This is a genomic window from Buchananella sp. 14KM1171, from assembly GCF_041380365.1.
In the GTDB taxonomy this organism is placed as follows: Bacteria; Actinomycetota; Actinomycetes; order Actinomycetales; family Actinomycetaceae; genus Buchananella; species Buchananella felis.
In genome coordinates this window covers 440,592-462,753 of the sequence record NZ_CP159981.1, presented here as the reverse complement: position 1 = coordinate 462,753, position 22,162 = coordinate 440,592, and the positions used below count along the sequence as shown (strand labels likewise).

20 protein-coding genes are annotated in these 22,162 nt (G+C 70.1%); 13 read left to right on the top strand and 7 right to left on the bottom strand.

Going from position 1 to position 22,162, the window contains the following annotated elements:
* The first annotated feature begins 463 nt into the window (after positions 1-463).
* The gene (gene dnaE, locus ABYF38_RS01840; RefSeq protein WP_371152430.1) at positions 464-4,021 is read left to right on the top strand and encodes a DNA polymerase III subunit alpha; all 3,558 of its coding nucleotides are present in this window, start codon (positions 464-466) and stop codon (positions 4,019-4,021) included.
* 245 nt (positions 4,022-4,266) lie between these two features.
* Here the strand turns inward: dnaE and ABYF38_RS01835 are convergent, their stop codons facing one another.
* The 4 genes from ABYF38_RS01835 to ABYF38_RS01820 form a co-directional block, all read right to left on the bottom strand.
* Positions 4,267-6,390, bottom strand: coding sequence for an FG-GAP repeat domain-containing protein (locus ABYF38_RS01835; protein WP_371152429.1), 2,124 nt, complete (start codon positions 6,388-6,390; stop codon positions 4,267-4,269).
* Between the two features lie 663 nt (positions 6,391-7,053).
* Positions 7,054-7,740 (bottom strand): hypothetical protein, encoded by a 687-nt coding sequence (locus tag ABYF38_RS01830; RefSeq protein ID WP_371152428.1) that lies wholly within the window; start codon positions 7,738-7,740, stop codon positions 7,054-7,056.
* A gap of 221 nt (positions 7,741-7,961) precedes the next feature.
* Positions 7,962-8,522 (bottom strand): hypothetical protein, encoded by a 561-nt coding sequence (locus ABYF38_RS01825; RefSeq protein WP_371152427.1) that lies wholly within the window; start codon positions 8,520-8,522, stop codon positions 7,962-7,964.
* Positions 8,523-8,887: 365 nt separating this feature from the next.
* Entirely contained in the window at positions 8,888-9,121 is a 234-nt protein-coding gene (locus tag ABYF38_RS01820) for an RNA-binding S4 domain-containing protein (RefSeq protein ID WP_371152426.1), read from the bottom strand.
* Between the two features lie 39 nt (positions 9,122-9,160).
* On the opposite strand from ABYF38_RS01820, the gene hisD reads away from it, so the two are divergent.
* Complete coding sequence (hisD, locus tag ABYF38_RS01815) at positions 9,161-10,516, top strand: histidinol dehydrogenase (RefSeq protein WP_371152425.1); 1,356 nt, start codon at positions 9,161-9,163, stop codon at positions 10,514-10,516.
* Between the two features lie 117 nt (positions 10,517-10,633).
* On the opposite strand, the gene ABYF38_RS01810 is transcribed toward hisD, so the two are convergent.
* Positions 10,634-11,680, bottom strand: a complete 1,047-nt coding sequence (locus tag ABYF38_RS01810) for a MupG family TIM beta-alpha barrel fold protein (RefSeq protein WP_371152423.1) — start codon at positions 11,678-11,680, stop codon at positions 10,634-10,636.
* Positions 11,681-11,729: 49 nt separating this feature from the next.
* Between ABYF38_RS01810 and ABYF38_RS01805 the strand changes: the two genes are divergently transcribed.
* From ABYF38_RS01805 to ABYF38_RS01795, 3 genes are read left to right on the top strand one after another with little or no spacing between them, the layout of a single operon-like run.
* Positions 11,730-12,848 carry a histidinol-phosphate transaminase gene (locus tag ABYF38_RS01805; RefSeq protein ID WP_371152422.1) on the top strand — a complete coding sequence of 373 codons (1,119 nt, stop codon included), beginning with the start codon at positions 11,730-11,732 and terminating at the stop codon, positions 12,846-12,848.
* Entirely contained in the window at positions 12,845-13,444 is a 600-nt protein-coding gene (gene hisB, locus ABYF38_RS01800) for an imidazoleglycerol-phosphate dehydratase HisB (RefSeq protein WP_371152421.1), read from the top strand. Before ABYF38_RS01805 ends, hisB begins: the two co-directional genes overlap by 4 nt.
* Positions 13,444-14,256, top strand: a complete 813-nt coding sequence (locus ABYF38_RS01795; protein WP_371152420.1) for a hypothetical protein — start codon at positions 13,444-13,446, stop codon at positions 14,254-14,256. The genes hisB and ABYF38_RS01795 overlap by 1 nt, the downstream gene beginning before the upstream one ends.
* A gap of 110 nt (positions 14,257-14,366) precedes the next feature.
* Here the strand turns inward: ABYF38_RS01795 and ABYF38_RS01790 are convergent, their stop codons facing one another.
* Positions 14,367-15,161 (bottom strand): DUF2510 domain-containing protein, encoded by a 795-nt coding sequence (locus ABYF38_RS01790; RefSeq protein ID WP_371152419.1) that lies wholly within the window; start codon positions 15,159-15,161, stop codon positions 14,367-14,369.
* Between the two features lie 286 nt (positions 15,162-15,447).
* Here ABYF38_RS01790 and hisH point away from each other — a divergent pair, with 286 nt between their 5' ends.
* From hisH to thiL, 8 genes are all read left to right on the top strand, one after another.
* Positions 15,448-16,086 (top strand): imidazole glycerol phosphate synthase subunit HisH, encoded by a 639-nt coding sequence (hisH, locus tag ABYF38_RS01785; protein ID WP_371152418.1) that lies wholly within the window; start codon positions 15,448-15,450, stop codon positions 16,084-16,086.
* A gap of 183 nt (positions 16,087-16,269) precedes the next feature.
* Positions 16,270-16,995, top strand: a complete 726-nt coding sequence (gene priA / locus ABYF38_RS01780) for a bifunctional 1-(5-phosphoribosyl)-5-((5-phosphoribosylamino)methylideneamino)imidazole-4-carboxamide isomerase/phosphoribosylanthranilate isomerase PriA (protein ID WP_371152417.1) — start codon at positions 16,270-16,272, stop codon at positions 16,993-16,995.
* Positions 16,989-17,864, top strand: a complete 876-nt coding sequence (locus ABYF38_RS01775; protein ID WP_371152415.1) for an SseB family protein — start codon at positions 16,989-16,991, stop codon at positions 17,862-17,864. Before priA ends, ABYF38_RS01775 begins: the two co-directional genes overlap by 7 nt.
* Before the next feature lie 273 nt (positions 17,865-18,137).
* Positions 18,138-18,908 (top strand): translation initiation factor IF-3, encoded by a 771-nt coding sequence (infC, locus tag ABYF38_RS01770; RefSeq protein ID WP_371152414.1) that lies wholly within the window; start codon positions 18,138-18,140, stop codon positions 18,906-18,908.
* 48 nt (positions 18,909-18,956) lie between these two features.
* The gene (gene rpmI / locus ABYF38_RS01765) at positions 18,957-19,151 is read left to right on the top strand and encodes a 50S ribosomal protein L35 (RefSeq protein WP_371152413.1); all 195 of its coding nucleotides are present in this window, start codon (positions 18,957-18,959) and stop codon (positions 19,149-19,151) included.
* A 22-nt stretch (positions 19,152-19,173) separates the two neighbouring features.
* Entirely contained in the window at positions 19,174-19,554 is a 381-nt protein-coding gene (rplT, locus tag ABYF38_RS01760) for a 50S ribosomal protein L20 (RefSeq protein ID WP_371152412.1), read from the top strand.
* A gap of 68 nt (positions 19,555-19,622) precedes the next feature.
* The gene (locus tag ABYF38_RS01755) at positions 19,623-20,501 is read left to right on the top strand and encodes a TrmH family RNA methyltransferase (protein WP_371152411.1); all 879 of its coding nucleotides are present in this window, start codon (positions 19,623-19,625) and stop codon (positions 20,499-20,501) included.
* Positions 20,501-21,661: a thiamine-phosphate kinase gene (gene thiL / locus ABYF38_RS01750; protein ID WP_371152410.1), complete on the top strand. Its 1,161-nt coding sequence runs from the start codon at positions 20,501-20,503 to the stop codon at positions 21,659-21,661. The genes ABYF38_RS01755 and thiL overlap by 1 nt, the downstream gene beginning before the upstream one ends.
* A 94-nt stretch (positions 21,662-21,755) precedes the next feature.
* Here the strand turns inward: thiL and rpmB are convergent, their stop codons facing one another.
* Positions 21,756-21,953, bottom strand: a complete 198-nt coding sequence (gene rpmB, locus ABYF38_RS01745; RefSeq protein ID WP_371152409.1) for a 50S ribosomal protein L28 — start codon at positions 21,951-21,953, stop codon at positions 21,756-21,758.
* Between the last annotated feature and the right edge of the window lie 209 nt (positions 21,954-22,162).

Below are 22,162 nucleotides of genomic sequence, written 5' to 3'. Positions count from 1 at the left end.
GGTTCTTCATCTCGACGTTGGGAGGTGAATTTAGACGTTTCGGGGGGTGCAAACGTCGAGTTGAGCTGGCAAACGTCGAGTTGAGCTCGCGAACGTCGAGCTGGGGTGCCGAACGTCGAGTTGAGGTGGCGAACGTCGAGCTGGGGTGGGTGTGGGGCTTCGTCTGGGGGCTGGGGTGCGGGGCTGAGCGCTGACGGTTGGGCGTGGGACTCGACGTTTGGTTCTTCATCTCGACGTTGGGAGGTGAATTTAGACGTTTCGGGGGGTGTAAACGTCGAGTTGAGGTGGCGAACGTCGAGTTGAGACCGCGAACGTCGAGCTGGGGTGCCGAACGTCGAGTTGAGGTGGCAAACGTCGAGTTGAGACCGCGAACGTCGAGTTGGGACCGCGAACGTCGAGCTGAGGCGCAAAAGTCGAGTGGGGCATCGGGCACCGGCCCAACTCGCCCCGTAGACTGGCCGGCATGGCCGACGCAGACTTTGTGCACCTCCACGTCCACACCGACTATTCGCTGCTGGACGGTGCGGCCAAGACCCACAAGGCGGTGGCGGAGGCCAAGCGGCTGGGGCAGCAGGCGATCGCGATCACGGACCACGGCTACCTGTTCGGGGCTTACGAGTTCTATCGGGCGGCGAAGAAGGCCGGGATCAAGCCGATTATCGGCTTGGAGGCGTACGTGACCCCGGGCACCTCGCGCTTTGACAACAAGCGCGTGCTGTGGGGCACGGAGGACCAGCGTAAGGACGACGTTTCCGCCCGCGGTACCTACACACACATGACCCTGTTGGCGCGCAACAACGAGGGCATGCACAACCTGTTCCGCATGGGCACGCTGGCCAGCCTGGAGGGCCAGATGGGCAAGTACCCGCGCATCGACCGGGAGCTGCTGCAGACCTACGCGCCGGGCCTGATTGGCACCACGGGCTGCCCGTCGGGGGAGGTGCAGACTCGCCTGCGCCTGGGCCACTGGGATGAGGCCTTGCGCGCGGCGGCAGAAACGCAGGAGATCTTCGGCAAGGAGAACTTCTTCGTGGAGGTGATGGACCACGGCCTGGAGATCGAGCGGCGCGTGCAGCGGGAGCTGTTGAAGATCGCCAAGCTGCTGGACGCCCCGCTGCTGGCCACGAACGACTCCCACTACGTCACTAAGGAAGACCGGGATGTGCAGGACGCGATGCTGTGCATCAACTCCGGCTCGGTGATCAGCGACCCGGATCGTTTCAAGTTTGACGGCGATGGCTATTTCATTCGCTCCAGCCAGGAGATGCGCACCATTTGGCGCGAGTTGCCGGAGGCCTGCGACAACACGCTTCTGGTGGCGGAGATGTGCGATGTCTCCTTCCGCACCACCTCTGACGGCGCCAACTACATGCCGCGCTTCCCGGTCCCGGAGGGCGAGGACGAGCACTCGTGGTTCGTGAAGGAAGTGGAGCGGGGCATGCACCGCCGCTTCCCGGCCGGCGTCCCGGACGACTGCCGCAAGCAGCAGCAGTACGAGGTTGAGGTCATCACGAAGATGGGCTTTCCGGGCTACTTCCTGGTGGTGGCGGACTACATTCAGTGGGCCAAGAAGCAGGGCATCCGGGTGGGCCCGGGCCGTGGCTCGGGCGCGGGCTCGATGGTGGCCTACGCGCTGGGGATCACGGACCTGAACCCGCTGGAGCACGGCCTGATCTTTGAGCGCTTCTTGAACCCGGAGCGCGTCTCCATGCCGGACTTCGACGTGGACTTCGACGAGCGCCGGCGTGAGGAAGTGATCGAGTACGTCAAGCGCCGCTACGGCCACGACTACGTGGCCCAGGTGGTCACCTACGGCGTGATCAAGACGAAGCAGGCCCTGAAGGACGCCGCCCGCGTGATGGGCCACCCCTTCAGCGTGGGCGACCAGCTCACTAAGGCCATGCCGCCCACCATCCAGGGTAAGGATGTGCCGATCGCGGGCATGCTGGACGAGGGAGCGCACGAGCGCTACGGCGAGGCGCTGGGCTTCCGCGAGTTTCTGGCCGCGAACTCGGGTGAGGGCACGATGCGCCTGGATGAGGTGGTCAAGCTGGCGCGCGGCCTGGAGGGTATGACGCGCCAGTGGGGCGTGCACGCCTGCGCGGTCATCATGTCCAGCATCCCGTTGGCTGAGGTGGTGCCGCTGATGAAGCGCCCGGCTGACGGCGCGATCATCACTCAGTTCGACTATCCGCAGTGCGAGGAGCTGGGCCTGCTGAAGATGGACTTCTTGGGCCTGAAGAACCTCACCACGATCTCTGACGCCCTGGAGCTGATCGCGCTGAATGGCAAGGAGGTGCCCGACGTCGACCACCTGCCGCTGGACGACACGGAGACCTACGATCTGCTGGGCCGGGGCGAGTCGCTGGGCTTGTTCCAGCTGGACGGCTCGGGCATGCGCACGCTGCTGAAGCAGATGAAGCCGGACTGTTTTGCGGACATTTCTGCCGTGGGTGCCCTGTACCGCCCGGGCCCGATGGGCGCGAACTCTCACACGAACTACGCGCTGCGTAAGAACGGCAAGCAGAAGATCGAGCAGATCCACCCGGATCTGGCCGAGGCGCTGGAGCCGCTGCTGGCTGAGACGTTCGGGCTGATCGTCTACCAAGAGCAGGTCATGGAGATCGCCCGGAAGCTGGCCGGCTTCACGATGGGCGAGGCGGACGTGCTGCGCAAGGCGATGGGTAAGAAGAAGCCTGAGGTCATTGCCGAGCAGTTTGTGCACTTCAAGGCCGGCATGATGCGAAACGGCTTCAAGGAAGAGGCGATCGACAAGCTGTGGGACGTGCTGGTGCCGTTTAGCGCCTACGCGTTCAACAAGGCGCACTCGGCGGCATACGGCCTGGTCACCTACATCACTGCCTACCTGAAGGCGCACTTCCCGGCGGAGTACATGGCGGCCTTGTTGACCGCGAACAAGGACAACAAGGACAAGCTGGCCGGCTACCTGGCCGAGTGCCGCCACATGGGCTTGCGCGTGCTGCCCCCGGACGTCAACTTCTCCGGCGTGAACTTCACGGCGGTGGGGGATGACATCCGCTTTGGCCTGTCCGCGATCCGCAACGTGGGCCTGAACGTCGTCGAGGCGATCGTGGCGGCGCGCCAGGAGAAGGGGGAGTACACCTCGTTCTCCGACTTCATGGCGAAGGTGCCGGCGGTGGTGTGCACTAAGCGCGCGATTTCTTCGCTGATCAAGGCCGGTGCTTTCGACGAGCTGGGGGCATCGCGCCGCTCGCTGACGGTGTGCCACGAGGACTTCGTTGACGAGGTCATCTCGGTTAAGCGCAACGAGGCGATGGGACAGTTTGACCTGTTTGGCGACCTGGGCGGGGAGGAGATGGGCGGGCCCACGTTCTCCACCTCGGTGCCGAGCCTGCCGGAGTGGGACAAGAAGGAGAAGCTCACCTTCGAGCGCGAGATGCTGGGCCTGTACGTGTCCGACCACCCGCTGTTCGGCATGGAGGCGGTGATCCGCGCCAACTCGGGCACCTCGGTCTCGGAGCTGCACGAGGAGGAGGCCGGTAGCGACGGCAGCCAGGTGACGGTGGCGGGCCTGATCACGGGCAAGACGGTGAAGACGAACAAGAAGGGCAACCAGTGGGCGATCGTGCAGATCGAGGACCTCACCGGTTCGATTGACGTGCTGTTCTTCCCGCGCACCTATGAGACGGTCTCGACGATGTTGACGGAGGACACGATCATCACGGTGCGTGGCCGCCTGTCGGTGCGTGACGAGGAGCGCTCCGTCCACGCCAACGAGATGAAGATCTTGGAGGCCACTGCCGACGGCGGCGCCCCCCTGCTGCTGACCCTGCCGGCCAATCGTTGCACCCAGGACATCGCCGAGCGCCTTTCTGCCATCCTGCGCCAGCACCCGGGCGCCTCCCCGGTGCGGTTGGAGATCACGCAGCCGGGCCGCTCCTTCTTGGTGCAGTGCGGGCCGGATTTGAAGGTGAATAACTCCACGCCGTTGATTGCTGACCTGAAGGCGCTGCTGGGCGGCCAGGTGATTGCCGGCTAGTGGCCCAGGTAGGCGCGGCGGTTGGGCGGCCTTTGGTTGGCCGACGTTCCGCCCGCCCCGCAGCCAGAGTCGCCCGGTGCGCGGTGAGGTTTTCTGGTGGCCGACGTTCCGCCCTGCCTCCCCTCCAGCTGCGCGCCCGGCGGCGCGGCGGGCACGCAAAGCGGCGGGGGTGGCGGTTCATTTCAATGAACCGCCACCCCCGCCAGTGCTATGGGGCAGACCCGCCGTTCAGCGCGGGCCCCCGGTCACCGGGCGACCCGGTTGCGGCGGTGCAGCGCCAGCAGCGCCAAGCCGCCAGCAGTCAGCGCCGCAGCCAGCGCCGGGGAGGCGCCCAGACCGGTCTTGGCCAGCTGCTTGCCGCCCTTCTTGGCCTGCGCGGCCGGGGCCGCCTGGGTGGCGGCAGGGGTGGGAGCGGTCGGCTTCGCGGTCGGCTTCACCGTGGGCTGAGGCGTCGCCCCGCCCTCGGAGCCACCCGACTGGCCCGGCGTCTGCGGGTCGGGCGCCGGGGCCGGCTGCTTGACCTTCACGGCCATCACGTGGGCCGCGTGGGCCCAGCCCTCGTCGCCGCCCAGGTCGTCGTGGATCACGCCATCGCCACCCACGGCCAGGGTCGGGCCGCCCAGCAGCGAGCCCACGAAGGCCACGCTGCGGCCCGAGCGGGACTTAGCGCCGGGGGACTCCAACACCGTCGCCTCCGCGCCCAGGTCCGCGATCCCGCGCACCGGGGCGTTGAACGCGCTCAGCGGGAACACGTAGCTGCGGCCATTGCCGCCCTCGGCGCCCTGCGCACCCACGGCCACCAGGCCCGTGCCCTTCGCGCCCGGCAGCACGTCCACCGCGTAACCGAAGCCATCACCGGCCGCCGCGCCGCGCACGATATTCACACGCAGGGCGGAGGCAACGTCGTCCAACTGGCCCTCCGGGGAAATGCGCACCTGCGCCGACACGCTGGCGTTGCCGTGCACCAGCGCCACGCCACCGCGCCCCACGTTCATCAGGTTGCCGCCGTCGAAACCGATCACGAAGTCACCGAAGCCGTCACCGTCCACGTCGCCGGCCGGCGCCACCGAGTTACCGATGCCCAGGCGCAGCGAGGTAGTGCCAACCGCCTCGATCACCGCGCCCTCGAAAGCCTGGCCCAGGTCGATCCGCGCGCCCGGCTTCACGCCCGTGAGCAGCCAAGCACGGCCGTGCACAAAGTTCTCCTGGCGGGAGTGGCTGTAGTCCGTCAGCACGAAGTCCGTGCGGCCGTCCTTGTTCACATCACCCACCGCCGTGAAAGAGGTGGCCAGGTGATCCAGCGGCGTCACCACGCGGGCGATCACGCGGGCGTTCTCAGCCAGCGGGTCAGTCAGGTCCACATCCTGGCCGGCGCGAGCGCCCGCCACCACGAAAGCCACGCCCTGGTCCTTCGCCGCACCCGTAATCGGGCGCAGGTTGGAGTGCACCACGGCCAGGTCAGCCAGGCCGTCGCCGTTCACGTCACCAGCCGGCGCCAAGTGCGCCGCCGGGGCACCAAACGCAGGCAGCTTCACCGTGAAGCCCTGCGCCGGGGTGAGCGCGGACAGGTCCACGCTCGCCAGGCCGGGGCCGCCGTTAAGCACCCAGGCGCGCCCCATCGTGTGCGAGCCGACCGCCAGGTCATCCACCCCGTCGCCGTTCGTGTCACCCAGGCAGGCCACCGACAGGCCGATCGTGGCGTCCACGCCTTCCTCGCCCGTGTCTCGCGGGCCGACGATCGTGATCGAGTTGTCCTTAGTCAGCGCCGCACCCGGGGTACCGCCCGGGACGATCTGCACCGCGCCGGTGACGTTGCTGACCCAACCCTTGTTCGGGGAGTCCCAGTAGTACGGGTCGTACTTCCACTCCGAGCGCGTCAGGTTGCCGCTGATCACGTCCGGCTTGCCGTCACCCGTCACGTCGCACGCGCCGCGCGCCAGCACCGTGCCGAAGCTGGAGCTGAACTCACCCAGCCAGACCTTGCGCTCCGCCGAGTCCACGGTCTCCACGCCCGCCGGGATGTCCGGGGCCGCCGGCGGGGGAGTGGTGGGCTTGTCCGGGCCGATGGTGGACTCCTCCTCATCGCTGCCCGAGGTGGAGCCGGTGTCGCTGCCCGTGCCGTTGTCTCCGCCCGTGCCGGTGCCGGACTCGGTGCCGGAGGTGTTGCCTGAGCCGCCCAGGTCCTCGTCGTCCAAAAGGTGGCCGGTCTGTTCGCCGGAGGTGCGAGGAACGTCGGCCACGCCGGGGGCGTCCGGCTGGTCGGCCGGAGCGGCCAGGGCGGCCTGCGGCAGCAGAAGCCCGGCGCACAGCAGCGGGGCGCTCAGGAGTGCCGTGAGCGGCAAGCGGTGAGAGATGCGAGGTCGAGTCATGTCGAGCGCAACCATCCTTCAATTAAGTGTTAGAAGTTAGGGACGCCTCACCTTAGTGCAGGTAAATAGGGGTGTCCAAGTTGTGAGCCGCTAAGAAGACGCGGCGTAAGAAAAGCGGCTTTTCCCCGGTCCGGGCGTGGGGTTTCCGGGAGCGGTGGAGGGTCGTGGACCGGCGATGGCGGGCGCTGGCGGGCGCCGGCCCACTCAGACGTCGGGGTGCATGGTCGTGGACCGGCGATGGCGGGCGCCGGCCCGCTGAGGCGTCGGGGTGGCGGTGGTGTGCGCCGTGAACCAGCGCTGGCCCTCTCTGATTTCGACGTTTGGGTCTTCAACTAGACGTTTGGCTGTTCAACTCGACGATGGAGCCCCGGCAAACGTCGAGATTGGGGGCCATTCGTCTAGTTGAGGCCGCGAACGTCGAAATTGGGGGCGATTCGTCTAGTTGAGGCCGCAAACGTCGAGATTGGGGGCCATTCGTCTAGTTGAAGCCACAAACGTCGAGATTGGGCACGGCTAGTTGGGGTGAGACCAGCTTGCCGGGCCGAAAGGCCAAGGCCCCGACCTTGCGCCGCGTTACGCCCGTGCGCATGGCGCGTTGAAGAGTCGCCGTCGGGAGCGCCATCCAGCCGGGGGCCAACGCGCTACCCGGAGCGGCCCGGGAGGCTAGCGGCCCTGGAGCCGCTCGGCCTCGTCGGTCAGGAACGCCTGGGCCATCTTGCGAGCAAACCAGCGCGAGTGGCTGGTGGTCTTCACCGTGCCACTGACCGGGTGCCACGCCCCGGTCCCCGGGTGCTGAAACTCGGCCTTCCAGGTGGTCGTCAGGGTGATGCGGGTCTTGGGGGAGCGCGTCAGGTACTGGTGCGAGATCGAGGCATTCGGGAAGGGAGTGCCCGGGTCGGTGGTGGTGAACTCGGTGCCGTCGCCGAAGTCCCAGGTGAACTCGATCGGAGTGGCGCGCACGTTGATCTGCTCCCCGCGCAGCATCACGGAATGGATCTGCGGGTTGCCGCTGGTCATCACCGGAGTGCGCAGGTTGATCAGCACGTCCCCGGATGAGGGCCACATCGTGATGACAGACGGCGTGATCCGCACCGTGGCCATCTCCGTTACGGAGACGCCCGGAGTGGCCGCAGGGCTGGGAGTGCCCGGGGCCGCAGCCGGCGGCGCGGCGGCATTCGGGCAGCCGCACGAGCCACCGGAGGCCGGCGGCTTGGTCGGCTTCGGGCTGGGGCAAGACTTGGGCGCCTCGTGCTCGGGCTTGGGCGCCTCTGGCTTGGGCTCCGGCTTGGGGGTCCAAGCCGGCTTCGGTGCCGGCTGGGCGGGCGGCCTGGGAGCCTTGGGCGGCTCCACCCGCGAATGCCCGCCGGACCCCGGGCGAGGTGCCTGCTGCGGTGCGTGGTGCGCCGGCGGCGCCGGCGGCTGGAAAACCGGAGGCGGGGGCGGGGCGGGGTCGGCCCAAATGTCCGTGGAAGAAATGGTGACTTCGCCGTTGTTGCCGCCGGACTCGCCGTGATACTTACCCGTTGCGACGGGAGCGGAAAGCGCAAGCGATAGTGCAATAAGCCAATGAATCACTGCTGCCCCTGGGCTTGCATCATTTCGGCGTCCTTAATGAGCCACCTGCCGTCAGTGTAAGAGAGAATCACTGCGAACTCCGTCAGCATAGCTGGCGTGTCAACAGCTTGCGCACCGTCCCTTGACACCTCGTAAATCGTGTCCACCTGTGCCTGGAGTACGACGACGTGTTCGTCCGGGTTGTCCGGGTTGGTGCCGCGCCGAACCGTGTAGGGCTGGAAGTCGGCCACCTTAGCCGCCGTCCCGGCGTGGGCGCCCTCCACCAGCACGTGCGCGATGCTCTCCAGCCAGGGGGCAGAGCCCTGCGCGTTGGCGCGCCACCAGTCCACGTCGTTGGACTGAATCGCGTAGGCCCAGCCGTGGAAAAGGAAGTAGGCGTAGGCCTCGGCGCCATCGACGCTAGGTTCGGCGGCGACGTCGCTCAGTCGGGGCGCCTCGAGGTCCACCGCTTGGTAGGTGTCCCCGCCGGGCGCGGCCTGTGACTCACTGCTCGCCGCAGCGCTCGCGGAGGGCACCGGTTGCGGGGAAATCGCCAGCGCGCTCTTATTCGGGTCCACCGGCTCCGGCGCATCCTGGCCGGTTGAGCCGCAGGCCGCAATCCCCAGCGTAATTCCAACCGCTAAAGCGATTAACCCAAAGCGGGGCGTCCACCCGACGGTGCTAGCGCTCCCGCGCCGACCACCGTCGCTCTGCCTCTCCCGCATGGACTTCATAAAAGAGAAAATAGCGTTTCTGGGCGGCGAGCAAGCGGAGAAAAAGTCCCGGACTACGCCACATTGAGGCAATCTCAACAGCGGTGAAGGCACGACCAAGGGCGCGGGGAGTGGCTGCCCTGCGACGCCTGATCGGCGTCCTCGCGCCCGGCCTGCAGCACTGCGCCCGACCTGGAGCCCCGCCCCGGCCTGCAGTACCCCGCCCGGGCCTAGATGCCCTCGCCCACCACGGCGCCCTCGCGGCCGGTGGGCAGGTCGATCTCCACCACGTCGCCGGCGGCCAGCTGGGCACCGCGCCGCTGCTCCACGGCACCGTTGACTAGCACGTCGCCGGACTGGATGGCGATGGTGGCGGTGGCGCCGTCCTCCACCAGGCCGGTGAGCTTGAGGAATTGGCCTAGGCGGATCACGCCGCGTACCGGGATCGTCTCGTATGTGGGCATTGCTCAATTGTGGCAGAGCCGGGCCCTATCCTTTTGCCCATGACTACCCCGGTTGCCCTGAGTGTGCTGGACCTGCGTGGCGAGGAGCTGGACGCGGCGAGCGTCGCGGCGCGCCTGCCGCGTGCGGAGATGAAGGTGGAGGACGCCCTGGAGCGGGTGCGCCCGGTACTGGACGACGTCCGCCAGCGCGGCGCGGCCGCCCTGCGCGCCGCGGCCGAGCGTTTCGACGGGGTGCGTCCGCTGCACCTGCGGGTGCCGGCGCACGAGCTGGAGCGCGCCGCCCGGGAGCTGGACCCGCAGGTGCGCGCGGCCCTGGAGGTGGCCATCGCCAACGCCCGCAAGGCGCACGCGGTGCAGGTGCCCCCGGCCACGTCCACGGAGGTGGTGCCGGGCGGGTTCGTGCACCAGCGCTGGGTGCCGGTGCGCCGCGTGGGCTTGTACGCGCCGGGTGGCCTGGCGGTCTACCCGTCTTCGGTGGTGATGAACGCCGTGGCGGCGCAGGCCGCGGGCGTGCCGCAGGTGGCGTTGGCCTCCCCGCCGCAAAAGGAGTTCGGGGGCCTGCCGCACCCGACGATCCTGGCCGCCGCCCACCTCACCGGTGTCACCGAGGTCTACGCGGCCGGTGGCGCGCAGGCGATCGCCATGTTCGCCTACGGCGCCCGCCCGGAGACGGCTGAGGACGCGGCCGCCTGCACGGGGGAGTGGCTGTGCGCCCCGGTGGACGTGGTGACGGGTCCGGGCAACGCCTACGTGGCGGCCGCCAAGCGGGCGGTGCGCTCCGAGTGCGGCATCGACGCCGAGGCCGGCACCACGGAGATCGCCGTGATCGCCGACGCCACCGCCAACCCCGCCTACGTGGCCGCCGACCTGATCAGCCAGGCCGAGCACGACCCTGCCGCCGCCAGCGTGCTGATCACCGACAGCCCCGAGCTGGCCGACGCCGTGCAGCGGGAGATCGCCGCCCAGGCCGCCCTCACCAAGCACACCGAGCGCGTGGCCACCGCCCTGACCGGCCCGCAGTCCGGGATCGTGCTGGTGGACAGCATCGACGCCGCCGTGCTGGTGGCCAACGCCTACGCGGCCGAGCACCTGGAGATCCAGGTGGACGACGCTGCCGCCGTGGCCGAGCGGATTTACAACGCCGGAGCGATCTTTGTGGGCTCCTACTCCCCGGTCCCGCTGGGTGACTACATGGCCGGCTCCAACCACGTGCTGCCCACCGGGGGCACGGCCCGCTACGACGCGGGCCTGTCTGCGATGGCCTACCTCAAGCCCATGCAGGTGGTGGAGTACTCGCGCCAGGCGCTGGCCAGCCTCACCCCGGCCCTGTCCGCCCTGGCGGTGGCCGAGGACCTGCCGGCCCACGCCCACGCCGCCCAGGTGCGCGGCCAGTAGGGCTGAGGCGGCCCGGGGAGCGGACGGCCAGTAGGGCTTAGTCGGCCCGGGGAGCGGACGGCCAGTAGGGCTTAGTCGGCCCGGGGCGCGCGGCCCGTAGCAGGCGCGGCCCCCGGCTCAGCCCACCTTCACCAGGCGCACCTGCCAGCCCGGCTGCAGCAGGCGCAGCAGCTCGCGGTACTCCGGCAGCACGTGCCCGATCACGTTCACGCGCGGGTCGGCCGGCAGATCCTGGCGGGCCACCTGCACCTCGCCCGTGTAGCGCGGGTAGTTCTCGTTGTGGACGGTGATCGTGCCGGCCGGGCGGGCCCAGGGGCGCAACTGGGCAACGTCGTCCCCCTTGGTCGCGTACTCGCGCGACTCCACCACGCGGAAAACGGACTGCGGCGAATCCAACCGCAGGGTGAGCGGAACGTCGTACCACTGACTGCCCTCCGCGTACAGGTGGGCGGGCACGGGCAGCACGCCGGTGGAGCGCGCCTGCTCAATCAGGCCGACCTGCTCGTCGCTCAGCCACGGATCGCCCACGAACACGGCGTCCTGCTCGCACACCGTGGCCAGCTCCACGTAGCCCACGTAAGGGGGCAGGGCGCGGTGCGACTCCACGGTGGGCAGGCCCTCCCCGACGGGGTGGCGCAGGCGCGAATCGCCCGGGATGAAGGCGTAGACCTCCACGCCGCAGTCGTGCAGGATCCGGGTGGGCGGCAACAGGAACTGCGCGCTCACGCCGCTGCCCGCCAGCGGGTAATAGTTGTGGGTGGAGAGGAACTCCGATCGCAGCAGCGGGCGGTGCTCCTCAGCCACGAACGCCGCGTTCACCGCCAAGATGCAGTGCTCGGCCAGCTCCACCATCTCCTCGCGGCTCACCCCGTAGTCCACGCGGGCGCTCTCGATGCCCAGCTCGGTGACCAGCTCGATCAGCGACGAGCAACCGTAGTACTCCAGGGTGCGGCCGGCGACGTCGGCCATGATGCGCGCGCCCCACGAATGCAACTCGGCGCAAACCTCCTGCACGCGCTCGCGGTAGCCAGGCTGCTCCGCCTCCTCGCCCATGTGCAGGCAGATGAACACCCAGTCCCCGGGGCGGATTCGCTCCCTGAGCGCGTCGCGGTACTCGGCGAAGGAAGAGATGTAGGCGGAGTAAAACAACGGGGGCAGAGTCAAGCCTTGAGCCATAGATTCAAATTAGCGCACCGGCCCATAGACTGGGCGCGTGAACCTCCCTCTGCGCCCCGAATTGATTGGCGTTGCCCCCTACGGCGCCCCGCACCCGGACGTGCCCGTGGTGCTGAACGTCAACGAGAACCCCTACCCGCTCTCGCAGCGGGTGGTTGAGACCATCGCGGCGCGCGTGGCGCAGGCGGCGGTGCGGCTAAACCGCTACCCGGACCGCGACTTCGTGGAGCTGCGCACCGCGCTGGCCGCCTACCTGGCGCGCGAGTCCGGCGTGAGCCTGCCGCCCATGCAGGTGTGGGCAGCCAACGGCTCCAACGAGGTGATGACTCACCTGTTCCTGGCCTTCGGCGGGCCGGGGCGCTGCGCGCTCACCTTCACCCCGTCCTATTCCATGTACCCGGAGTACGCGCGAGACACCCACACCGAGTTCGTGGCCGCCCCGCGCGGGGCGGACTACGGCGTGGACGTGGCGGCCGCCGCGCAGCTGCTGGAGCGCCACCGCCCCGCCCTGCTGGTGCTGGCCTCCCCGAACAACCCCACCGGCACCGCCCTGCCCCTTTCCACCACCAAGGCACTGCTGGAGCTGACCCGCACCTCTGGGCCGGTCGGGCCGGGCGGCGAGCCCACCGCCACTGTGGTCGTGATCGACGAGGCCTACGGGGAGTTTCGCCGCGAGGGCGTGGACAGCGCCCTGACCCTGCTGGCTGACAACCCGCACCTGGTGGTCACCCGCACCATGTCCAAGGCCTTCGGGGCCGCCGGCCTGCGCCTGGGCTACTGCGGCGCCTCCCAGGAGATCGTGGACGCCCTGACCGTGGTGCGCCTGCCCTACCACCTCTCCGCCGTCACCCAGGCGGCCGCCCTGGGCGCCCTGGAGCACCAGGACGAGCTGATGGCCCAGGTGGCCTCCCTGCGCGCCGAGCGCGACGCCCTGGTGGAGTGGCTGCGCGGCGAGATGGCCTTGACCGCGCTGGACAGCGACGCCAACTTTGTTCTGTTCGGCCCCTTCGAGGACCGCCACTTCGTGTGGAACGCCCTGCTGGAGCGGGGAATAATCATTCGAGAGGTGGGCCCCGCCGGATACCTGCGCGTCAGCGTGGGCACCCCCGGCGAAATGGAAGCCTTCCGCACCGCACTGAAGGAGATTTGCGCATGAGCCGCACCGCCGTAATCGAGCGCGTCACCAGCGAGTCCACCGTCCGGGTGGAGATGAACCTGGACGGGACCGGCGCCAACGAGATCTCAACCACCGTGCCGTTCTACGACCACATGCTCACGGCCCTGTCCAAGCACTCCCTGATCGACCTGAAGGTCCAGGCCCACGGCGACACCCACATCGACGCCCACCACACCGTGGAGGACGTGGCGATCTGCCTGGGCGAGGCCCTGAAGGTGGCGCTGGACGACAAGCGCGGCATCGCCCGCTTCGGTGACGCCCTGGTGCCGCTGGACGAGGCGCTGGCGCAGGCCGTGGTGGACGTCTCCGGCCGCCCCTACTGCGTGCACACCGGCGAACCGGAGGCGCTGGCCTTCCATCGCATCGGCGGGCACTACACCGGCTCCCTGACCGGGCACGTGCTGGAGTCCCTGGCCCTGCACGCGGGCATCTGCCTGCACGTGCGGGTCCTGGCCGGCCGCGACCCGCACCACATCGTGGAGGCCGAGTTCAAGGCGCTGGCCCGCGCGCTGCGCGCCGCGGTGGCGCTGGACCCGCGCGTGGACGGCATCCCCTCCACCAAGGGCGCCCTCTGATGGAACGCGACCTGGACGACGAGTTCTCCCGCCTCATGGCCTCCTCCGGCCTGTCCGGTGAGGACCTGGCAGAACTGGGTGGACTGGACGACGCCGCCGGGCCGGCCGACCGTGCTGGCGCCGACCGCGCTGGCGCCGGCCGTGTTGGGGACGACGCCGCCGGCGCGGGTGGCGGGCTTGACGCCCTGACTGGGCGGGTGGGGGACGACGTTGCCGCCGACGCCCTGCTGGACGAGCCGAGCATCCCCGATTTCCTGCCCGCAGAGGGCCTGGACGCCCCGGCCGGGGTGGCGCCCGCCGCGCGCCTGGCCGTGGGGGTGATCATGACCCCGTTCGCCAAGGGCACGCCGCTGCAGATGATGCTGGGCCTGGAGGGCGTGGAGATGGCGGTGGTGGAGACGAGCACCGGCGCCATCGCGGCGGTGGAGCTGGAGGTGGTCGGCTCCGACGACTGGGACGTGGCCGAGCTCCTGGGCACCGGCAACATGCCCGGCTCCTCCCCGGTGCTGGAGAAGGCGGCGACCCTGCTGGCGGCCCTGTCTCGGGACGGGGTGATCGCCCTGGTCAGCGAGCTGGCCACCGACGTGGGCATCGACGCCGGCATCTCCGGGCACATCAGCGCCCGCCGCTACGTCAAGGGCGAGGAGAGCCAGGAGATCCCCGCCGGGCTGGTGCTGGCCCAGGCCGACCCGCTGGTGGAGGACCTGCTGCTGGGGGTCAAGCGCGTGGCGGAGGTGGCCGCCTCCGATAGCGCAACGCGTTTTCGTCGCTGGGGCTTTAAGGGCGGGCGCCGGGGACCCAAGTCCACCTGAGCCAGGCCGCCCGCCCCGAATCGGGTCGGGCTAGGTGACTCAAAACAGACCGGTGGGGTGGGAGCTGAAGGGCTCCCACCCCACCGGTCTGTTCGCCGGGTGCGGCCGGACTAGGCGCGCGGCTGGGTCTGCCCGGTCCAGGCAGTGCCGTCCCAGTAGCGCAGCTGGGCGGCGTTGGCGGGGTCGGCGTACCAGCCGGCAACCGGGGCGGCCGCAGCGGCCTGAGCGGCGGGTGCGGCAGCGTCGTGCGCCGAGGCGGCCTGCTGGGCCATCTGCTCGGCGGCAACGGACTGCTCGGCGGGGGCGGGCACGCCCTGCGCACCGGCCTGCTCAGCTCCCACCGCGAAGGGGGACGGCGCGGCCTGCTGGGCAGCGTCCGGCTGGAAGGCGCCCTGCGCCTGGGCGGCGCCGGCCTGGAACGCGGCCGGGGCGGCCGGGGCCGCCGGGGCGGGCTGCTGGGCGGCCTGCTGAGCGGCCTGCTGGGTCAGGGCGGGGTTGACCATGACGGGAACGGAACCGTCGGCCTTGCGCACCGGGTGGTTCTCCAGCTTCAGGTAACCCAGCTGAGCGGCCTCGATAACCACCAGGATCAGCGCAGAAAGCGTCAGCAGCATGATGACCACGCGCAGGCCGTAGCCCTCAGCCCCGGAGTTGACGCCGGTGACGTAGTCGAACAAACGCCAGGCCACAGAACCCGAACCGACGAACGTGGCAGCCAGGGCGGCAGGCATCCAGCGGCCGTCCTTGAACAGGGCCACGCAGATCAACGCGGCCGGCACGAGCATCGTGAACGAGTAAGAGATCACGTCGAAGAACGTCATGTAGTCGGCAGAGGCCACCAGCTGGAACAAGAAAGCCAGGGCGGAAGTGACTGCCGCAGACAGCGGCAGGGGGCGGATAGCCATTGAAACTCCTTTAAGAAATGCAGATGGCCGCAGTGCAGCGCCCGGCGGGCGCCGGCACCGCCCCACCGTCTGGTCTCCCCTAAGACTGATCGGCAGGCAAGGCGCACAGTGCTGATTTACTGTACTCCTATCGCTTTCCGGGCCGCAGGCCCGCCCTTTTGCCTGTGGGCAAGATTGCATCGAGGTGGGCTATCGGCGCTGTGCCAATAGCGACGGTGGCCGCGCGGGCGCGCACCGGATGGGACGGGGCGAGGCACTCGCGCGCGGGCGTATTAAGGTGGCCTGCGTGAAGAACGTCGTAGTGCTGTCCTATGGCTCAGGAAACGTGCGCTCGGCCTGCCGGGCGCTGGAGCGGTGCGGTGTGTCGGTGGAGCTGACTAGCGACCCGCACGCCGTGGCCGAGGCCGATGGACTCGTGGTGCCCGGAGTGGGCGCCTTCGCCGCCGTCATGGACTCCCTGCGCCAGGTGGACGGGCCGCGCCTGATCGAGCGCCGCCTGGCCGGCGGGCGCCCCGTGCTCGGCATCTGCGTTGGCATGCAGGTCATGTTCGAGTCCTCCACCGAGAAGGCCGGGGACGAGCTGCCCACCGGGCTCGGGCAGTGGCCCGGCAAGGTGGAGCGCCTGGACGCGCCCGTGGTGCCGCACATGGGCTGGTCCCCGGTGCGCCCGCCCGCAGGCTCCACCCTTTTCGCCGGGCTGGAGGACCAGCTGTTCTACTTCGTGCACTCCTACGCGGCCAAGACCGACCCCGCCCAGCACCTCACCCAGGGCCCCACGCGCCTGCCGCTTGCCACCTGGGCCCACCACGGCGAGGACTTCCTGGCAGCCGTAGAGAACGGCGCCCTCAGCGCCACCCAGTTCCACCCGGAGAAGTCCGGGGACGCCGGTGCCCAGCTGCTGCGCAACTGGATCGACACGCTCTGACCCTCCGGCGGGCCGGCAAGCCGAACGAACCTGCGCCGCCCGCCCGCCGGGGCCGGACCGCCCGGTCAGCGCGGTCAGCGCGTCAAGGCCCGCCCGCCCCGCCCGCCCCGCCCCGCCCGTCCGAAACCCGCCCTTCCCGTAAACCGTCCTTCTGAAACCCGCCCCCAGACCCAAGGAGAACCCATGAGCCGCCTGGAGCTGCTTCCCGCTGTTGACGTTGTAGACGGCCAGGCCGTTCGCCTGGTGCAGGGCGAGGCCGGCAGCGAGACCGGTTACGGCGACCCGCGCGACGCGGTAGCCAAGTTCGTTGCGCAGGGGGCGCGCTGGATCCACCTGGTGGACCTGGACGCGGCCTTCGGGCGCGGCTCCAACGCCGAGCTGCTCTCAGACATCGTCGCCAACACCGGGATCAACGTGGAGCTTTCCGGCGGCATCCGTGACGACGCCTCCCTGGAGCGTGCCCTGGCCGCCGGCGCCCGCCGCGTCAACCTGGGCACCGCCGCCCTGGAGGACCCGGAGTGGACCGCCCGCGTCATCGATCAGTACGGCGACCGCGTGGCCGTGGGCCTGGACGTGCGCGGCACCACCCTGGCGGCCCGCGGCTGGACCAAGGAGGGCGGGGACCTGTGGGAGGTGCTGGCGCGCCTGGATGAGGCCGGCTGCTCCCGCTACGTGGTCACCGACGTGACCAAGGACGGCACGCTGCGCGGCCCCAACCTGGAGCTGCTGCGCCAGGTGTGCGAACGCACCAGTGCCCCCGTGATCGCCTCCGGTGGCATCTCCAGCCTGGAGGACATCGCCGCCCTGCGCGAGCTGGTGGACGTGGGCGTGGAGGGCGCCATCATGGGCAAGGCCCTCTACGCCGGCAACTTCACGCTGCCGCAGGCCCTCGAGGTAGCCGGATGGTGACCCCCACGGCGGCCCCCACGGCGGCCCCGGTCGCCGCGAACCCGATGGCGGCGGCCCCGCTCGATCCGGGCGTGGCCGCCGGCACCGCCGTCCGGACCGCCATCGGCGAAGCCGCCCGGCGCGAGGCGGAGATCTGGGCCCGCCGCTCCGGGCAGGTCAACCCGTTCGCCAACGATCACGGGGACGCCCCCGAGCAGCTGCGGGCCGCCCTGGAGCTGGACCAGCTGGACCCGGGCCGGCCGCTGGCCGTCTTCGAGGCCGTGGAGGCCACGCGCGTGCTGGTGCCGGTGATCCCGCACGAGCACCCGGGCCGCAACGAGGACGGCACCGTGGTGGAACACGAGTCCGTCACCACCGGCGACCCGACCGAGGACGCCTTCCTCTCCGCCAGCGAGGTCACGGTCGAGCTGGGCGATGGCCGGCGCGCCTTCCCGGTGTTCTCCAGCCTGGAGACGATGCGCCAGTGGAACCCGGCCGCCCGACCCGTGCCCGTCAAGGCGGTGCGGGCCGCCACCGCCGCCATCGCGGAGGCCAACTCCCTGCTGCTGATCGACCCGGCCAGCGAGCACCGCGCCCTCATGTTCCGCTCCGCCGTGATCTGCCTGACGGCGCAGATCCCGTGGCGACCCATCTGGCAGGACGGCGCCCTGGCCGCCCAGCTGGAGGGACTGGCCGGCCGCACCGAGGGCGTGGAGGCCATCACCATCGCCCCGGGCGTGCGCACCGAGGTGGTGCTCAGCGTTCGCCTTTCCCCCGGGCTGGACCGCGCGGCCGCCGAGGCCGCGTTGGGGCGGGTGCAGGCCGAGCTGGCCCGCGTGCGCACCCTCGAGGGCGCCGACTCCATCGAGCTGCGCCCCCTGCCCGCCTAGCCGCCCGGCAAGTCTCCTAGCCGCCTTCCCGCCCCCACTTCTGGGAGATGGGCGTGGACGACGTTTCCTGGGACCGCCGGCCACCGAGCGGTCAACGCGCGGCCAACGTGCGGCCGGGTCGTGGGGCGCGGGGCGGCGGGAGGAGCGTCGGCCAACCAGATCGGGGCGGCGGGAGGAGCGTCGGCCGGCGTAAGTGGCCTCACAAAAACGCGGCCGGAAACGCCGCGGCGCCTCTGCTAAACTAGCCAAGACCGACCGGGCAGCAATGCTTCGGTGCGCAAGCGGATTAATTCCCACCTGGGTCCCAACCGTCGTTCCAAACGCAACAGGGGCCGGGTCGAAAGCTGGACATGGCCGTTCCATGACCAGCGGAAGCCTCCGTGCGCGCCTGCGACGGGGGCTTTTCTCGTTGCTGCGGCGCCCCACCTAGTTAAGGAGCTACCCATTAGCGAGCCACGCATCAACGACCGGATCCGCGTCCCCGAAGTCCGGCTGGTTGGCCCAGGAGGGGAGCAGGTTGGCGTTGTCCGCGTTGAGGACGCCCTGCGTCTGGCCAGGGAGGCTGACCTGGACCTGGTGGAGGTGGCGCCTGACGCCAAGCCGCCCGTAGCCAAGCTCATGGACTACGGCAAGTTCAAGTACGAGACGGCCATGAAGCAGCGCGACGCGCGCCGCAACCAGGCCAACACCGTGCTGAAGGAGATTCGGTTCCGCCTCAAGATCGACGACCACGACTACGCGACCAAGCGCGGTCACGTTGAGCGCTTCCTCTCCGGGGGCGACAAGGTCAAGGTCATGATCATGTTCCGTGGCCGCGAGCAGTCCCGCCCCGAGGCCGGCGTGCGCCTCCTGGAGCGCCTGGCGGCCGACGTGGCCGAGCTGGGCACCGTGGAGTCCATGCCGCGTCAGGACGGACGCAACATGACCATGGTGCTGGGGCCGCTGAAGAAGAAGCAGTCCGCCCGCTCGGAGCAGCGCCGCAAGCGCGAGCGCGAGCAGGCGGAGCGTCAGGCCGCCGAGCAGGCAGCCGCCACCGAAGACTGAAGATGAGCCGCCCGGGTTTCCCTGGGGGCCGGAAGTAAAGGACAAACAATGCCCAAGATGAAGACGCACTCCGGTGCCAAGAAGCGCTTCCGCGTGACCGGCAGCGGCAAGATCATGCGCGAGCAGGCCGGCAAGCGCCACCTGCTGGAGCACAAGTCCTCCCGCCGTACGCGTCGCCTGTCCGCTGACACCTCGGTGGCCCAGGCCGACCTGAAGGCCGTCAAGCGTCTGCTCGGCAAGTGATCTAGGAAGAGGTTAAGAAGAAATGGCACGTGTAAAGCGTTCTGTTAACGCCAAGAAGAAGCGTCGTACCGTACTCGAGCAGGCCTCCGGTTACCGCGGGCAGCGCTCTCGCCTCTACCGCAAGGCCAAGGAGCAGGTCACTCACTCCTTCGTTTACGCCTTCGACCACCGCAAGGACCGCAAGGGCGACTTCCGCCGCCTGTGGATCCAGCGCATCAACGCTGCGGCTCGCGCCAACGGCATGACCTACAACCGCCTGATCCAGGGCCTGAACCTGGCCGGCATCGAGGTCAACCGCAAGATGCTGGCCGAGCTGGCCGTGAACGACGCCGCCGCTTTCGCCGCGATCGTCGCCGCCGCCAAGGCCGCCCTGCCGGCCGACGTGAACGCCGCGGCTGCCTGAAGCCCAGCGCGTTGACGCAAGAGCGCCCGGACGTGCTCGCCAATCCTCGCTCCGAGAGAGCGAAAAGGGTGGCGGCGTTGTCCGGGCGCTCTGCTCGTTCCCGCACCGGCTTGATCCTGGTAGAGGGGCCGCAGGCCGTGCGCGAGCTGCTGGCCCACCGGGGCGAGACGGTGCGGGACGTCTATTTCACTGAGGCGGCCGCGCAGCGTTACGGGCAGCTGTGGGAGGCCGCGCGGCGCGTGACGCGCTACGTGCACCTGGTGAGCCAGGCCGTGGCCGACGCGATGAGCGGCGACGCCCAGGGGATAATTGCGGTGGCCGACGCTGCCGCCGTGGCCGCCCGGTTGGAGCGGTGGGAGGGCGCCCGCCTGGTGGCGGTGCTGGCCGAGGCGCAGGATCCCGGCAACGTGGGCACCATCATCCGCCTGGCCGACGCCTGCGGTGCGCAGGCCGTGGTGGTCGCCAAGGGCGGCGCCGACGTGACCTCCCCGAAGGTGATCCGCTCCTCCGTGGGCTCCGTGTTCCACCTGCCGATCGTGCGGGGCGTGGAGTTCGGCGCGGCCGTGGCCGAGCTGCGCGCGGCGGGCCTGCAGGTGCTGGCCGCGCACGGCTACGGCGAGGTGAGCCTGGAAGAGCTGCTGGTCGCCAGCCTGAACGGCGGGGCCAAGACGAGTGCGGCGGCCGGGCAAGCTGGCGGGCAAGCGGCGCAACCGGAGCTGGGCGGGGCAACGAAGGGACCGGCGAAGGGGCCGGCGAAGGGGCCGGAGCTGGGCGGGCCGACCGCGTGGGTGTTCGGCAACGAGGCCCGCGGGCTCAGCGAGGCTGAGCTGGCGGCCTGCGACGCTTCCGTGCGGATCGCCCTGCGCGGGCACGCCGAATCCTTCAACGTGGCCGGCGCGGCCGCGATCCTGCTGCACGCCTCCTCCCTGGCCCAGGCGCGCGGCTGATGACGGCGGCAGTCGGGGGCGAGGAGGCCCTCATCGCGGGCTTCCTGCCCGCCCTGCCCGTGGGCGCCCACACCGTGGTGGGCCCGGGAGACGACTGCGCGGTGGTGCGCGGAGCTGACGTGGTCACCACAGACATGCTGGTGGAATCCAGCCACTTCTGGTTGGACGTCTCCAGCCCCTACGAGATCGGGGCGCGCGCCGCCGCCCAGAACCTGGCCGACGTGGCCGCGATGGGGGCTGTGCCCACCTCCCTGGTCTGTGCCCTGTCCCTGCCACCGGGGCTGCAGGCCGACTGGGTCAACGAGTTCGCGCGGGGCCTGGGGGAGCGCTGCGAGAAGGCCGGGGCCGGCGTGGTGGGAGGCGACATCACCAGCGGGCCCGTGCTCACTGTTTCCATCACTGCACTCGGGAGCCTGGAGGGCCGGGCGCCGGTGCTGCGCTCCGGCGCCCGGGCCGGCCACGCGGTAGCCGTGTCCGGCACGCTGGGCCTGTCGGCCGCGGGCCTCGAGGTGGCCGCGCAGCTGCGCGGCCTGCCGCGACCAGAGCGGGCGCGCGTGGAGGACGAGCTCCGCCGGGCCGCCACAGGCAGTCCGGCCGCAGCAGCCGCCCACTGCCTGGGCATCTTCAAGGCGCCCACGCCCAACCTGAGTGCCGGCGTGGCCGCCGCACAAGCCGGGGCGAGCGCGATGATGGACGTCTCCGACGGGCTGCTGCGAGACGTCGGCCGGATCGCCCGCGCCAGCGGCGTGGCCATCGACCTAGACCAGCGTGTCTGGGGTGCCACTCCCGGCGGCCAAGGCGTGCCCGGCAAGCTAGCACAGCGCACCGGACCCGAGCTGCCCGACGCGGGGAGCCAGCCCAGCGGGGGAGCCCCGCCCAGCGGGAACGGCTTACCCGGCGTGGCGACGCTGCTGCGCCGCTGCGCCCAGTGGCTCGGCGTGCCCGCCGGGCAGGTCGAGGCCCGGGTGCGTCAGTGGATGCTCACCGGCGGCGAGGACCACGCTATGCTGGCCACCTTCCCCACGCCACAGGTCGCCGCCGCGGCGGGCTTCCAGGTGATCGGCGGCTGCGCCCAGGCCGGCGCGCCGGAGGTAACGGTCCTGGGTCAGGCCGTGGGGAACGTCGTGCAGAAAACCGGCTGGGACCACCTGCAACGCTAAGGGACGCCGCCGCGCCGGGCGGCAGGCTGCCCGCAAGGACCCGCGCGGGGCAAAGAAAAAACCCGGCCGCGAGGGCCGGGTTCCTTCAGACTGCTCAGGCAGACACGCGACGGGTGACGCGGTCAGACTTGAGGCAGGTGGTGCAGACGTTCACGCGCTTGGGGGTGCCGTCAACGAGCGCGCGCACGCGCTGAATGTTCGGGTTCCAGCGGCGGGAGGTACGCACGTGGGAGTGCGAAACGCTCTTGCCGAAGCTCGGGCCCTTGCCGCACACATCGCAGGTGGAAGCCACGGTCGTTCTCCTGATCTTTAAAGCTTGCAAGCGGCTACGGATAGTAGCTCGCCCGCCCAAAACGACCGGCAGGCCGTCTCAAGCAACCGTGCAAGGATAGCCGATCGCGGAAATTATCCCAAGTTTGCGCCCGCTTCCGGCGCTGTGTAACTGCCCACAGCCGCCGCGAAGGCGAGCGAATCGGTGCACGGGACCACCCGCGCGGGCGG

Excerpts from the sequence above, each read along its gene's own strand:
- dnaE (WP_371152430.1), top strand. The coding sequence starts at position 464 with ATGGCCGACGCAGACTTTGTGCACCTCCACGTCCACACCGACTATTCG.
- ABYF38_RS01835 (WP_371152429.1), bottom strand. The coding sequence starts at position 6,390 with ATGACTCGACCTCGCATCTCTCACCGCTTGCCGCTCACGGCACTCCTG.
- ABYF38_RS01820 (WP_371152426.1), bottom strand. The coding sequence starts at position 9,121 with ATGCCCACATACGAGACGATCCCGGTACGCGGCGTGATCCGCCTAGGC.
- hisD (WP_371152425.1), top strand. The coding sequence starts at position 9,161 with ATGACTACCCCGGTTGCCCTGAGTGTGCTGGACCTGCGTGGCGAGGAG.
- hisB (WP_371152421.1), top strand. The coding sequence starts at position 12,845 with ATGAGCCGCACCGCCGTAATCGAGCGCGTCACCAGCGAGTCCACCGTC.
- ABYF38_RS01795 (WP_371152420.1), top strand. The coding sequence starts at position 13,444 with ATGGAACGCGACCTGGACGACGAGTTCTCCCGCCTCATGGCCTCCTCC.
- ABYF38_RS01790 (WP_371152419.1), bottom strand. The coding sequence starts at position 15,161 with ATGGCTATCCGCCCCCTGCCGCTGTCTGCGGCAGTCACTTCCGCCCTG.
- priA (WP_371152417.1), top strand. The coding sequence starts at position 16,270 with ATGAGCCGCCTGGAGCTGCTTCCCGCTGTTGACGTTGTAGACGGCCAG.
- ABYF38_RS01775 (WP_371152415.1), top strand. The coding sequence starts at position 16,989 with ATGGTGACCCCCACGGCGGCCCCCACGGCGGCCCCGGTCGCCGCGAAC.
- rpmI (WP_371152413.1), top strand. The coding sequence starts at position 18,957 with ATGCCCAAGATGAAGACGCACTCCGGTGCCAAGAAGCGCTTCCGCGTG.
- rplT (WP_371152412.1), top strand. The coding sequence starts at position 19,174 with ATGGCACGTGTAAAGCGTTCTGTTAACGCCAAGAAGAAGCGTCGTACC.
- thiL (WP_371152410.1), top strand. The coding sequence starts at position 20,501 with ATGACGGCGGCAGTCGGGGGCGAGGAGGCCCTCATCGCGGGCTTCCTG.